Below are 13644 nucleotides of genomic sequence, written 5' to 3'. Positions count from 1 at the left end.
AAAGTGAATACTAGACTTTTGCGTAATCTTATTTAAAACAAATTTAAATAAAAATAAATCTACGCAATTATGAATAAAAATACTTTATTACTCAGCATTCTTTTCTTTCAAGGAGTCTGCTTTGTCAAGGCTCAAACTAATGATAGTCTGGCTATAAAAACACAAGAATTACAAGAGGTAACTATTAAAGCTGTCGGAAATTCATTTACAAAAAAGAAGAGTTCTAATTCGCTGAGATTGAGCCAAACAGTTAATAACCTTCCTCAAAATATTCAAGTTTTAACAGCTGACTTAATTGAAGGTAGACATATTACTACTATCGACCAAGGTGTAGTACGAAATGTAAGTGGAGCTGTAAGGCTAGAAGAATGGGGAGATGTTTATGCTAGGATAAATATGCGAGGCTCTAGAGCTTCTGCTTTTCGAAATGGTATGAATATTTCTTCTGTTTATGGTCCCTTATCAGAGGATATGAGTTTTGTAGAGAGTATAGAGTTTGTAAAAGGTCCAGCTGGTTTTATGATGTCTAATGGTGAACCTTCTGGAATATATAATGTTGTGACTAAAAAACCAACAGGATAGAATAGACAAAAAGCAGGTTTAGAATTTGGTAGTTATGATTTTGTACGTGCTACTGCTGATGTAGATGGAATACTAACTCCCAAGAGCAATAAAGTATGGTATCGCCTTAATATGGCAGGTCAGTACAAAAATGGGATGAGAGAATTTGAATTTAATAAGCGTTTTAGTTTTGCTCCTTCTATGACTTTTTTGTTAAGTGATAGAACAACTTTGACCACAGAGTACACCTATCAATATTTAAAGATGTCTGACTTTGGTGCTAATTACCTCTTCTCTAAAGATGGCTTTGCTTCTTTACCTAGAAAAAGAACTTTTGGTGATCCGGGGTTTGAGCCAACAGTAATTAATGATCAAAGTTTTTTAGCAAATCTTCAGCATGTATTTAATGATCATTGGAAGCTAACTGCCCAAGCCGCTTATATGAAGTTTGAACAAGAAGGGCAGTATATGTGGGTAACTCATATCGATGAAAAAGGTGATTTTGTAAGAACAAGTAATCTATGGGATGCAGAAAATGAATCTGTTATGGGACAAATATTTGTAAATGGTGATTTTAAGACTGGTAATATCACCCACAATATTTTAGGAGGACTAGATATAGGACATAAACGATATTTAGTGGATTGGAGTCAAAAGTTTGACTATGATACAATAGGTTCTTTTAATATTTATAATGATCAGTACCAAGTGCCTGTTAATGGTTATCCTGATTTTGATAGATCACAACCTTTAGCACAAAGAGTAGCTCAATACGGTATTGGACAAGCAGATGTGGGACAAAGTTATACTGGACTTTATCTACAAGATGAGATTGGATTATTTGATGATAAGCTATTAGTGACAATTGCGGGAAGATATACTACAGTTCGCGAGAACGCTAATCGCGATAGTAAAGAGGATAGAAAGTTTACACCGCGTTTTGGAGTAAATTATAAATTGTTCTCTGAAATGAATGTTTATGCATTATATGATCAAACTTTTGTTCCTCAGACGGGAATGCGTAGAGATGGAGGTGAGATTAAACCACTAACAGGTAATAATATGGAAGTTGGTTTTAAAAATCAGTGGTTTAATAGAAAATGGAATTCTACAGTTTCACTATATCGCATTATTAAAGAAAACCACTTATCGGGAGATCCATTAAATGCGCCTGGTGAAAATTATGTGTTGCAATTAGGAGAGACGCGTACTCAAGGCTTGGAGTTAGATATTAATGGTTCAATCCTTCCAGGATTATCAATTAATGCTAATTATGCTTACACAGAATCAGAAGTTACTAAAGAGACAAAGCAAGCAGCTAAAGGTACTCGACTTAGTGGTTTTGCTAAACATGTGGCAAATGCGTGGTTAAATTATACATTTCAAAGTGGTCCATTAGAAAATTTATCTTTTATGGGAGGAATCACTTTTATGGGAGATAGAGCAACATGGGCTTTTGGAGGAGATACTAGTCATCCATTACCTGATTATACAAGAGTGGATTTAGGAGCAAGTTGGAAATATGATGAGTTTAAAGTCTCATTATTAGTTAATAACGTTTTTGACCGTTATTTATACAATGGGGCTTATTATAACTCGAGAGGGGGTTTTTACTACTGGAGACCAGAAGATGCCTCTAATTTTAAACTTAGCCTAACTTATAATTTCTAAGAATGACGTTATTAGAATATCGTAAATTTTTTATAATAGGGGTATTGTGCTTTGTACACAATACCCTATTTGCGCAAACAGAAGAACGCATTGTATTGTTTGGTCAACAAGCTTTAGAAATGGTTCAAAAATTTGGAGGTAAAGAAAAGGTAGTAGGAGTAGGTTACTTAGACCAAAAAGTAAAGGAGGGAGATTATCCCGATTGGCCTATTCTAACACACTCTTGGCCAAGTAAAGAGGCGGTTTTAAAATTAAGACCAACTTATCTGTTTGGTATGGAGTCCGCATTTAAAGCTAAAAGAAGTGGTTCACCTGATTTTTGGAAAAAGAATAATACAGAAGTGGTTCCAGTTTTTGACTTTAATAAAGCTCGCACTTTAGATGTGTTTTTGGAAGATTTAAGAGCATTTGGAAAAGTCTTTGACAAAGAAGCAGCAGTGGAAGATTTTATTCAAGAGGAACTAGCAAAACTAAAAGTAATTAAAGATAACATCAATATAGATAATCGTAGTAAAAGAGGACGTGTGCTTTTTTTGGCAAATGTAAGATCGCAAAGTATTTTTTATAACTATACACCTAATAAGTGTTTAATGGGAGAGATAGTAGAGGAATTAGGTATGGAGTTTCTTACTAGTGGAAGTATGAGCGTACCAATTTCAATAGAACATATTGTATTATTTAATCCCGATTATATTATTATTTCAAATTTTCAAATAAACACAGCTGATGGCTTATTAGAATATTTTTACAATCATCCTGTGCTAAGTAAGATGAAAGCTGTAAAGGAAAAACAAATACTGACGGTTGATTATTCCAATGCAGTTAGTGGAGGTCTAGAGTTTGTCTCATTATATCAAAAAGTTCAAGAATTTTTATATCCAGATTCAAGTAATGAAAAACAATAAAATAAAATATTTTTATTTACTACTGTTAGTAGTATTAGTATTGCTGATTGCAGTAATAGCCATATTATCAGGAACTATATCAATCTCTTTGCAAGATGTGCAAGCTATCTTTTCTAATTCAGAAGATGCCTCTTATATTACATCCTCTGAATTACCATTAGAAATTCTTAAAGAAGTATTTTGGACAATGCGTGTTCCTCGCGTAATTATGGCTATAGGGATAGGAATAGCCTTGGCAATATGTGGTGTTGTTATGCAATCAAGTGTTCAAAATCCATTGGCAGATCCTTTTATTTTAGGAATATCATCAGGAGCTTCTTTAGGTGCGACCTTAGCAATAGTATTAGGAATACAAATAAGTGGATTTATCGGTGAGATGTCTCTTTCTTTGATGGCATTTATTGGAGCATGTTTAGCTACATTATTTATTTTCTTTTTAAGTATGAAGCAAAATGGTGTTTCTACCTTGCGTTTAATATTAGCAGGGACAGTAATTAATGCATTTTGTGCGGCTTTATCCAATGGATTGATATATGTAGCGGACGACAGTGAGAAAATTCGCTCAGTTGCATTCTGGACAATGGGAAGTTTATCAGATGTATCATGGCAACAAGTAGCCATAGTATATGGTGTATTGATAATAGTTTTAGGTTATTTCCTACTGCATTCAAAAGAATTAGATGTTATGATGATGGGAAATGAAACAGCAGTTACATTAGGTGTTAACCCTGTGATAAAGCGAGTTATAATGATTTCGTTAGTTGCTTTTTTAACAAGTGTAGTGGTGTCCTTTTGTGGGGTGATAGGTTTTGTAGGATTGACAGTGCCGCATATTGTTAGAAGTTTTGTAGGAAGTAAACACCATTGGACATTATTGTTTAGTGCAGTTGTGGGAGCCTTATTTCTAGTAGGAGCAGACTGGATATCAAGAGTGATAATTCCACAAAGTGAAATGGCAATAGGTATAGTGACAGCTATTATTGGATGTCCATTGTTTGCAGGAATTTTATTAACGAATAAGCGAAAGTTATAATGAGTGAATTGTTGTTAGAAGTTAAGAATTTAAGTTTTAGTTATCCTGATGCACAGATATTAGATAATGTTTCGATAAGAGTAGAAAAAGGTCAATTTGTTGGTGTTGTAGGAAGTAATGGATGCGGAAAATCAACATTGCTAAAGAATGTCTATCGTATTTTACATACTAAACAAGGTGAGATTATTTATAAAGGAGAGAACATTAAGAATTATACTATTAAAGAAATGGCTAGAAAAATAGCCGTTGTAAGTCAATTTAACGAGCATACATTTGATTCTTCTGTTTTAGATGTTGTTCTTACAGGGCGTATTCCATTTAAATCTCCCTGGCAATCTTTTAATGAAAAAGACCATGCTATAGCTTTAGAAGCTTTAGAACAGGTAGATATGGTAAATTATCAAGACCGTTTTTTCTCTAGTCTATCTGGAGGGGAAAAACAACGTATTATACTAGCTAGAGCTTTAACACAGCAACCAGAGTTTATTATTTTAGACGAACCCACTAACCACCTTGATATTCGTTTTCAATTAGAAATATTATCCATTGTTAAACAATTAAAAATAGGGGTATTAAGTACCATGCACGATTTATCACTTATTGCTAACTACTGCAATTATATCTATGCACTTAAGGATAAAAGCGTTTACAGGCAAGGAAGTCCTGCTGAGGTATTAACAGAGCACAATATTAAAGAGATTTTTGGCGTTAACTGTAAAGTAATTAAGGGAGAAGAAAACGAGTTGTTTTTTAGTTACAAATAGTAACAATAGTAGGCTAATAGTAGAAGTAATAGTCTGTTATTTATATTTATTATAAATAACAAATTGTTGTAAATCAGATATTTGTATTTTATTTAACATCCTATGTTGGCATTTTTATCGCAAATAGTGATGTTTTGTTAATAGTTTTTCTTTATTTTGTATGTAGAAAAAAAGTTTATAATCTTTCTATAAGATTAATTAAAAGAACTATTTATCAATAGTACTTTGACCTAAATTACAATAGTAATTGTTTTAATTATTATTTCGATTGTAAACATGTAAATCATGTTAATGAGCACAGTGATATATCTTTTTAAATAAGATTAATGTATAGGCTAATTTGGGTATATCTATTAAAAAAAAGAAATGAAGTCACAGTTATATTTTGATATTGTTCACGCATCTATATCATTTATGGGACAATTAGGAAAGACCTTTAGTCCATTAGATTTTAGAGATGAAGAATTAGACGATAAGATAGAGAGTTTCATTTATCGTCCTTATGCTAGTTTACTTCGATTTATTGCTAACCAAGAACTTTTAGGAACTGTCATAGGAGAACATAATGTTATTAATACATTTGCTTACACATTAGTCTATGATGCTGGATACTGGGATGTAAGATCTTTCTCTGATGAGTTGCTAAGTAGTACACAAGTTACTTATCAGATTAAAGAGAAGTTAGCGGGATGGATAAAAGAGAGCAAGGTTGCTTACAATAAAGAAAGTTTTACTAATATTTGTTTCTCTTTACATCATCGAGGATTTACAACTTATATACTTGGAGTTTCTTATATAGATGAGTATGATCGAATTGTGTTTTTTGTTACAGACTGTAATTGTGATGATCGTATCGCATTTAATTATAAGCATAAATTAGATCTCGTTCATGATCGACAGTTTTGCCTAAGCGCTTATGATTTATACCAACGTTATTTAGTGCTCTTTCCTAAATATTCAATTAAAGATTTAGCCAATGAGCTAGATGTTTCAGTCTATCACTTACAAAAGCGGTATAAAGCTTATTTTAAAACTACTTTTGGCGAATTTCATAGATGTCAGCGATTATTAGGAGCATTAAATCTATTGTTATTTACTACTTTATCCATTGAAGAAATAGCTAGATTAACTAATTTTTCAACTACACTCTCTTTTCAAAGAGCATTTGAAAAAGGGGGATTATTACTAGATAGCATCGTTAGACTAAGAGAGTTAAAATGTAAACAAGAGCGCAAAGCTGTACTCAAACAGTATGCACAACAATGTTTAATGAGCTAGTAATAATTTAGATTGGGAATATATCTCTTTTGTACATCTTGTTGGGCTGAATTCATAAAAAGAATAAGTTTCTTATTGATTTATTAAGTGGAGATTTAGATGGAAGTCATCCTATAGTTTTAAAAGGAGAAGAGCAAGTTGCTTATCAAGATAGAAAAAAGAGTATGACAACATTCTTTAGATTTTACTGATCGTCAAGATTTGCCTTTATTACTATAGAGGGTAAGATTTTTTCAACAACGCTTCAACAGTTCTTCAAGATTCCTTCAACAACCAGCCTTCTGTATAGAGCAATCATGGGGAATTGTTGAAGAACTGTTGAAGGATTGCGCTCTAATGCTTATGAATACTGGCTTTAGCAAGTACTCTAAATTTACCCCAATAAATTATTTTTTGGGATAATGTGCTGTTAATAAGCTAGATATGTTTTTTAGGGTTAAAAAAAAGTAAGGTGTTTTTTTTGCATAGATAATTAAAGTGATTATAGAAAACTTCATAGCCTATTGATATATAAATCTATTCTGATAAGAAACTATACAAAGAAAGATATGCTATTGGAAGAACAAAGGCTTGATGAGATAGTGTTTCTTCTTTACGTAATAGATTCGACACTGCATTATATAGTTGGGGGGTATGGAATTTCACGGTTTTTATCGTTTAAAAGAAGTCTCAGAAAACTAAAAAGTCAGGATGACTTTCGATAATTAAAAAATGAGTATCTTCCAAAAAATAATTTTATTTATCACAACTAAGATTAGTAATGATAAGTTAACTCTTAATTCTTTTTAATATGAAGAAAACTCTATTTTTAATGCTATTTTGTATTTGTTCGTTGTCGGTAAATGCTCAAGTAACTAATAATGCTAAACAGTTCCTAAGTAAGTTGTCAAATCATTGTCATAAGGCTTATGTAGGAAAAATAGTTAGTAGTCCGGTGCCTGATGATTTTAAAGACAAAGAGTTAATTATGTATGTAATGTCATGCAATGAAAATGAAGTTAAGATTCCTTTTTTTGTAGGAGATGACTTATCACGTACATGGGTTTTTAATTTAAAGGAAGACTTTATTCAATTAAAGCATGATCATAGACATAGAAATGGGACTCCAGATGAGATAACTATGTATGGTGGAACTTCTACGAATGTGGGTAGAAATGATATACAGTTCTTTCCTGCAGATCAAGAAACTGTAGCAATGCTACCTGCAGCAGCTGGGAATGTCTGGTGGGTAACTATTACAGATACAGAGTATACTTATAATTTAAGAAGAGTAGATACAGGAAGTTTTTTTAGTGTTGTGTTTGATTTAACAAAAGAAGTTCAAACTGATAAACGACCTTGGTAAAAAACAAAAGGCTTGTCTTTATTGACAAGCCTTTTGCTTAATTATTTTTCTTATAGATTTCAACTAGTTTATCTAAAAACTCATATAATGCATTATTCATTTTTGTAAAATCATATTCTCGTATTTCTGCAGGTGATTGTACAAATGGACTGCTTGTAGCATCATTTAACTGATCTTTGCAATTTGAAAGTAATTGTTCAACTGCCTCAGGTGTAAATTCCATATGACATTGAAAACCATAGACGTAATTTTTGTATTTGACTATTTGTCTTGGACAACCTGCACTTGTAGCGAGTACTTTACTTTCTTCTGTAAGACCAGGCATATCTTGATGCCAATGCCCTACATCTAAAGAAAAACCAAAGTGACTAAATTTACTGTTCATTATCCCATCATTAGTAAGAGTGATAGGAAATACTCCTATTTCTTTTTCTGGGCTTATCTTATAGTTAGCTCCTAAAGCTTCACCAATTAACTGAGCTCCTAAACAAACACCAATGACAATTTTGTTCTTATAGATAGCGTCAAAGAGAAGTGCTTTTTCAGCTTGGGCGTCAAAATAGGAACACTCTTGTATAGTAGTAGCTGGATTTTGTGGTCCACCTAAAATAACAAGCATATCTATGTTTTCGATAGAATTGGGCAAAGATTCACCTAAATATAATCGAGTCATAGAATGCGTGTGACCTCCTTTTTCTACCCAATTTAAATAAGCACCAGGACCTTCATATTCTTCATGTATTACAAAATGTACATTCATTTATCGAAATTTTATATAGGTAAAAATACCATTTTAGAAGTAGATAGAGCTAGTCCAGTTGTTATATTTATCTATAATTTTGAAATTGCCAATAAAGTTTTACTTTATTGGAAGTTGATTTTCAATACTCTTTTTGGTTTTACTGCTCATTAGTAGTTGCCCCATTTTATTTAATCCCATCAGCATTCTATCTCTACTTCTTCCAAAATGGTGAGTTAATACATAAGCTAAAATTCCAATTCCTGCTAAATTAATATAGCCATATACTGTCTTATAGGACGCTAAAATGGCATTAATCTGGACAGACTGTAAACTTATTTGATTACCAGGCTGATACAGTATTAAGTCGTCTAAATTAACTGCTAGATTAGCTATACTTTGAAACTGTAATTTATATTGTAACCAAGAGAAGAAAGAGGTAAATATTCCCACTGATATAAAAGTACGCCAAGCGATTGCAAACCCTATTAACGATAGTAAACTCGGTATATCAAGTTTGTCTAACATATAGTACCAAATAACATTAAATAATACTCCCATGCCATATCCTTTAAATAACATAGGCAATAACCATGACGTATAATTTAGTTCAGGAACCATATAAAAATACATGAATATTGTGTACATTAAATAGGCAGAAAAACCTGTAAAGGCTAACATTCTAATTGGTATTTCGTTGTTAAACCACTTATACGAGACCACAGCTGCAAGTAATAGACCAGGGATAATCATTAAATTTAGTGATGCATTTCGCAATGGAGTATAATGTAATATACCAATGGCAAAAGAGTTTTGCATACTTGTAGTTCCAAGATACATTCCCAAGAAAAATAACATCACAATAGCATGTCTTACATTATTCTTTTTAAAAGCTTTTAATGAGATAAAAGGTCTTTTTAATAATTGCTGTCTTAAAAAGAACATAAATGATAATAGTACAAATAGGATAGTAGCATTAGTAATAGATGGAGATCTATACCAATCTTGCTGTTTTCCAAAAGAAAGTATATATCCCAATACTAAGAAAGAACTTACATAAAGAAGTATACTAAACCAATCTACGTAATATAAAGGCACTTTCTTCATAAAGCGCAGATTGTGTTGAAAGATAACACAAACACCTGCTGTAATTAAAGATAAAGCAGCAAAAAAGAAGTATCCGTATTGCCAATTATAATAATATGACATTTGTGTCATATAATATGTGGCAATCTGTGTAGTTATTAAAATGGCTGTGTAGAAGAAACTGTAGAATCTCCCTCTGTTTCCATCTTTACTTAGTAAAAACATTAGTGGTAAAATAATTTCCATCATTCCTAGCATCTTGAAAAAGCCAATTAAGAAAGACATAGCCACTATTACTTGTGGTTGTTTAGTAGTTCCCATTATCATAAAAGAAATTGCTATCCCTAATAAGGCAAATATTAAAATTTCTTTTACTCTAAATCTTGCTTTCAATCGAATTACTAGAGGCATCACTACCCCCATACCAACTACTGTGGCATAATTCGCCCACATAAAATATTCAGTCATTGCACCAGTACTACCTACTAAATAAGTTATATCTGTGGTATATATCCCCGAGATGCAGAAAAATACTAATCCTATTAGAATTAGCAATAAGAGCATAACGGGTTTTGGTACCCAATCGTGAAATAAACCTTGATTATATTTTGGTTTTTGATTTTCCATAAATTATAGAATAAACATTTAGTTTTTAATATAAACGTTCATGTTCATTCCAGCTTTTAAACGATTAATATCTTCAATTTTATTGTTTTCTGTAAACTCAATTCTAACTGGTATTCTTTGTTGAACTTTCACAAAGTTTCCAGTTGAATTATCTGTAGGTACACTAGAGTATCTAGATCCAGTAGCTGCCGATATAGCTGTTACTATTCCTTCAAACTCTTGTCCTCCTAATGCATCCGCTTCCATAGTCATTTTTGTTCCTATAGCAACCTTAGGCATTTGGTATTCTAAGAAATTTGCAGTTACCCATTTTTCTTGATTTCTAACTATAGTTGTGATTTGCTGACTAGGTTGTAATAGTTGCCCCTCGTTTAATAAACGTCTTCCCATCACACCGTCATAAGGTGCTGTAATTACAGTATAGGAAAGGTTTAGTTTTGCCATGTCTAATGCCGCCTTAGATCTTTTTATATCTGCTTCATTTAGGGCAATTCTAGTTTGTATTTCTGATACCGAAAGTTTAGTAGTATTCTTTTGTTTTGACAGACTTTCATAAGCTGCTTTTGCTGCGTCAAACTCTGTTTTTACTTGATCATATTGTTGTCTTGTTACAGCTTCTGACTCTAGTAAGTTTTTATATCTATTAAGATTTTGTTCAGCATTCCAAAAACGAGCTTTAGCCCCTTCTATATTTGAGTCAAAAACAGAAATGTTATTAGTTGCCGTAAGAATAGCAGAAGAAGTGACCTCTTTTGCAGCTAATGCACTTAAATAAGCTGCTTCTGCCTGTTCTACTTGCGTTTTAATTTCTCTATCATCAATTATAACCAGAGTATCTCCTTTGTGTACTTGTTGATGTTCGATAAAGTTAATTTGTTTTATATAACCTGAAACTCTAGTATTTATTGGATTGATAAATTCTTCTACCTGAGCAGATTCAGTGTAATCTTTATCGCCAATGTGAAAATACTGAGTTAATAACCAATAAAAAGCACAAGCAATAATAATGAATGTGATAACATTGATAAGGATAATTTTACTTTTATTGCTTAACTTTTTACTTTTCTTCTCTCTTTCTGTATTTTGAGTTGTATTTTCTGTCTGAGTAGTATCGCTGATACTTACTTGCTCTTCGTTTATATCTTTATTTTCCATTATTGTCGCTTAACTTATAGAGTTCCCGTTGATTTTAATAAATTATAGTATTGAAATAGAACATTAATTTCAGCATTAGCATATTGTAATTCTGCTTCAAGTTTTGCATTTGTTGCATCTATCATTTCAGCTTGAATGGCTAATTGATTTAAATATTTTGCTTCTATAATTCGATAGTTTTCTTGTGCAAGGCTTTGTGATTTCTTCAGTAAACCAGCATTTTGTATCGCCTCATTATATTTAGTAAATGCAGCATTTACACCCATCTGGATATTTTGGGATACTAAAGTTTTAGATTCTTCTGCCTTGTTTTTATTTAATTTTTCAAGACTAACTTTATTTTTTGTTTTAAATAAATTATCAAGACTATAGCTTAAAGAAGCTCCTACATTCCATGTATTAGCGTACATATCAGTAACAGGATTAGTCGTAGTTATAGGACGTTGCATATTGTAGCCTGCTACTGCAGCAAGTGTAGGATACTTATCAGAATTAGCAATTCCTATTTTTTGTTCAGCAATGTCTATACTTTTATCTGCCATTGCTAACATAGGGTGGAATTTATCTGCTAAATCAATATAATAGCTTAGATCTCCTTCCAATAATTTTATCTCTGTATTCTCGATGGGAATAATCTCTGTATCTTCATCAAGCCCCAGGGATAAGTCTAAATTATAATTTAGGATACTTAAATTGTTTTTAATAACAAGTAATCCTTGTTCTATATTCTGTAAGACTAACTCACCACGTATAACTTCATTTCGTGTCATCATCCCTTGATTGTAAAATTTCTTTACGTTCTCAAGACGAATTTCCGCTAGTTGTTTATTGTTTTGATATACTTTTTCTTGATGATGTAGTTTATAAATATCCAGGTAATTTGAAACTACTAATAATTTTACAGCTTGTAAATCTTTTTCAAAATCAAGAGCAACTAATTGTTCTCTGATACTTGACATTTTTATGGACTTGCTAATTAAACCTCCTTTAAACAAAAGTTCACTAGCTTGAACACTGTAAGTATTTGAAAAGTGAGGCATATCTTTGGTCATCACTTTACTAAAATCTTTGTCTAATATTAAGGTGTTTCCAAGATATCCAGCAGTAGCAGAGGCTACTATATTGGGTAATTGCTGCTGTTTGGTAACTTCAGTTTGTTTTAGAGCGATATCTTTATCTTTTGCAGTGACCTTCAACTGCTGGTGATTTTCAATAGCTAATTGAATAGCTTCATCGATTGTGAGTTGTTTCTCTTTTTTTTTGAGCAACTGCATTATTTGAGAATAGTAATAATATGCTAATCCCAATAAGACACTTACCGATTTTATTTTTCATTTACACAAATATTTTAAGGGTGTAAAATTACTGTGGGTATATTACTCTTGAAATGATTGAAAATCGTATATAGATGTTTGAAAGTAATATTTTATTGTTCGAATTGCTTTCTATAATTAGTTGGGCTACTATTTGTATGTCTTTTAAAGAAGTGAGTAAAAGCATATTGATCACTAAACTTAAGACTATTTGCGATTTCACCTATAGAATTAGAAGAACTTGAAAGTTGTGCTTTAGCTTCATTGATAATAAACTCACTAATGATATCATTAGGTGTTTTTCCAGTAATACTTTTAACTACTGTACTTAAATGTCGTGTTGAGATATTTAACCGGTCAGCATAAAACTTAACAGACTTAGTTTTTAAGTAGTTTTCAGAAACTAATAATATAAAATTATAAGATATTTTCTGCTGACTAGTCATGTTACTCTGGTTCTTATTGTGAATAGGAGAGGCAATACTGATTAAATGATAAAGAATAACATTAAAAATGTTCTCTATTATTTTATCTGCAAATTCAATCTTTTCAGTATTAGCTAAGTAGTAACTCATTAACTTTAGATTCTCTAAGAAAATGTTTATCTCAGATTCTGTAACTTGAAATTTTCTAACTAATTGTTTTCTAAGGTTTGCATAGACCTTTAATTTATTTAGTTTTATAGATACTCTCTCAATATATGCATAATCATAGGCTAATAAGTAAATCTCAAGATCATCACTAATCTCTAAGGTTTGATAAACATATTTAGTATCGATTAAAAAGATAGAGTTTTCAACTACTTCTATATCATTAATTTGTTCTTTTAGCAGTATTCTTCCTCTTTTTAAAAATAGCATAGAAGAGCGCATAGGACGATGTGGATGCCCTAATGGTGCTAATTCTAAAAATTTTCGTTCATCATAAACAGCGGGATAATTTGAACTAGTATTTAAAGTATATTCCGTCAACTTCAAGAGGCTACTAAGTTTTAAAAGATTGGACTGCAAGTTAATCAATCTTTAGCAATATGTTATTTATTAACTTTACAATTGGTGGACTAGCATAAAAATTATAAACTGTACTATATCTTGCCTATATATATCTTATACATTTGCCAGCATAACTATTTTAAGTAGAGTGCGAGATACTTACTATTAGTTGTTT

12 protein-coding genes are annotated in these 13644 nt (G+C 31.6%); 7 read left to right on the top strand and 5 right to left on the bottom strand.

All coding sequences use genetic code 11. The features are described 5' to 3' along the window. Window positions 1-69: 69 nt before the first annotated feature. The 7 genes from RH98_RS15995 to RH98_RS02925 all read left to right on the top strand — a co-directional run bounded on the left by RH98_RS15995 (window position 70) and on the right by RH98_RS02925 (window position 7557). The gene (locus tag RH98_RS15995) at window positions 70-582 is read left to right on the top strand and encodes a TonB-dependent receptor plug domain-containing protein (protein ID WP_237717500.1); all 513 of its coding nucleotides are present in this window, start codon (window positions 70-72) and stop codon (window positions 580-582) included. A 111-nt stretch (window positions 583-693) separates the two neighbouring features. Then, a complete protein-coding gene (locus RH98_RS02950; protein ID WP_237717499.1) occupies window positions 694-2232 on the top strand; it encodes a TonB-dependent siderophore receptor in 1539 nt (512 codons plus the stop codon). A gap of 2 nt (window positions 2233-2234) precedes the next feature. After that, window positions 2235-3137, top strand: a complete 903-nt coding sequence (locus RH98_RS02945; protein ID WP_010250345.1) for an ABC transporter substrate-binding protein — start codon at window positions 2235-2237, stop codon at window positions 3135-3137. Beyond that, window positions 3124-4170: a FecCD family ABC transporter permease gene (locus tag RH98_RS02940; protein ID WP_010250343.1), complete on the top strand. Its 1047-nt coding sequence runs from the start codon at window positions 3124-3126 to the stop codon at window positions 4168-4170. Before RH98_RS02945 ends, RH98_RS02940 begins: the two co-directional genes overlap by 14 nt. Beyond that, window positions 4170-4934, top strand: coding sequence for an ABC transporter ATP-binding protein (locus RH98_RS02935; protein WP_010250341.1), 765 nt, complete (start codon window positions 4170-4172; stop codon window positions 4932-4934). The genes RH98_RS02940 and RH98_RS02935 overlap by 1 nt, the downstream gene beginning before the upstream one ends. 366 nt (window positions 4935-5300) lie before the next feature. Then, on the top strand, window positions 5301-6212 hold the full coding sequence (locus RH98_RS02930; protein WP_010250339.1) for a helix-turn-helix domain-containing protein: 912 nt from the start codon (window positions 5301-5303) through the stop codon (window positions 6210-6212). Between the two features lie 790 nt (window positions 6213-7002). Next, window positions 7003-7557 carry a hypothetical protein gene (locus RH98_RS02925; RefSeq protein ID WP_026038703.1) on the top strand — a complete coding sequence of 185 codons (555 nt, stop codon included), beginning with the start codon at window positions 7003-7005 and terminating at the stop codon, window positions 7555-7557. A gap of 37 nt (window positions 7558-7594) precedes the next feature. On the opposite strand, the gene RH98_RS02920 is transcribed toward RH98_RS02925, so the two are convergent. The 5 genes from RH98_RS02920 to RH98_RS02900 form a co-directional block, all read right to left on the bottom strand. Continuing rightward, entirely contained in the window at window positions 7595-8317 is a 723-nt protein-coding gene (locus RH98_RS02920; protein ID WP_010250336.1) for a glutamine amidotransferase-related protein, read from the bottom strand. 99 nt (window positions 8318-8416) lie between these two features. Then, window positions 8417-10009: an MFS transporter gene (locus RH98_RS02915; protein ID WP_010250335.1), complete on the bottom strand. Its 1593-nt coding sequence runs from the start codon at window positions 10007-10009 to the stop codon at window positions 8417-8419. Between the two features lie 18 nt (window positions 10010-10027). After that, window positions 10028-11164: an HlyD family secretion protein gene (locus tag RH98_RS02910; protein ID WP_010250333.1), complete on the bottom strand. Its 1137-nt coding sequence runs from the start codon at window positions 11162-11164 to the stop codon at window positions 10028-10030. Window positions 11165-11178: 14 nt separating this feature from the next. Next, the gene (locus tag RH98_RS02905; protein WP_050996081.1) at window positions 11179-12438 is read right to left on the bottom strand and encodes a TolC family protein; all 1260 of its coding nucleotides are present in this window, start codon (window positions 12436-12438) and stop codon (window positions 11179-11181) included. A 152-nt stretch (window positions 12439-12590) separates the two neighbouring features. Then, a complete protein-coding gene (locus RH98_RS02900; protein ID WP_237717498.1) occupies window positions 12591-13454 on the bottom strand; it encodes a helix-turn-helix domain-containing protein in 864 nt (287 codons plus the stop codon). Window positions 13455-13644: the final 190 nt, after the last annotated feature.

It is taken from the genome of Myroides injenensis M09-0166, assembly GCF_000246945.1.
Taxonomy (GTDB): domain Bacteria; phylum Bacteroidota; class Bacteroidia; order Flavobacteriales; family Flavobacteriaceae; genus Flavobacterium; species Flavobacterium injenense.
Note: the sequence above shows the minus strand (reverse complement) of the source record. Positions and strands in the feature narration are given on the sequence as shown.

Bases quoted from the DNA above. Each gene is read 5' to 3' on its own strand.
- RH98_RS15995 (WP_237717500.1), top strand. From the start codon at position 70: ATGAATAAAAATACTTTATTACTCAGCATTCTTTTCTTTCAAGGAGTC.
- RH98_RS02950 (WP_237717499.1), top strand. From the start codon at position 694: ATGGCAGGTCAGTACAAAAATGGGATGAGAGAATTTGAATTTAATAAG.
- RH98_RS02945 (WP_010250345.1), top strand. From the start codon at position 2,235: ATGACGTTATTAGAATATCGTAAATTTTTTATAATAGGGGTATTGTGC.
- RH98_RS02940 (WP_010250343.1), top strand. From the start codon at position 3,124: ATGAAAAACAATAAAATAAAATATTTTTATTTACTACTGTTAGTAGTA.
- RH98_RS02935 (WP_010250341.1), top strand. From the start codon at position 4,170: ATGAGTGAATTGTTGTTAGAAGTTAAGAATTTAAGTTTTAGTTATCCT.
- RH98_RS02930 (WP_010250339.1), top strand. From the start codon at position 5,301: ATGAAGTCACAGTTATATTTTGATATTGTTCACGCATCTATATCATTT.
- RH98_RS02925 (WP_026038703.1), top strand. From the start codon at position 7,003: ATGAAGAAAACTCTATTTTTAATGCTATTTTGTATTTGTTCGTTGTCG.
- RH98_RS02920 (WP_010250336.1), bottom strand. From the start codon at position 8,317: ATGAATGTACATTTTGTAATACATGAAGAATATGAAGGTCCTGGTGCT.
- RH98_RS02915 (WP_010250335.1), bottom strand. From the start codon at position 10,009: ATGGAAAATCAAAAACCAAAATATAATCAAGGTTTATTTCACGATTGG.
- RH98_RS02910 (WP_010250333.1), bottom strand. From the start codon at position 11,164: ATGGAAAATAAAGATATAAACGAAGAGCAAGTAAGTATCAGCGATACT.
- RH98_RS02905 (WP_050996081.1), bottom strand. From the start codon at position 12,438: ATGCAGTTGCTCAAAAAAAAAGAGAAACAACTCACAATCGATGAAGCT.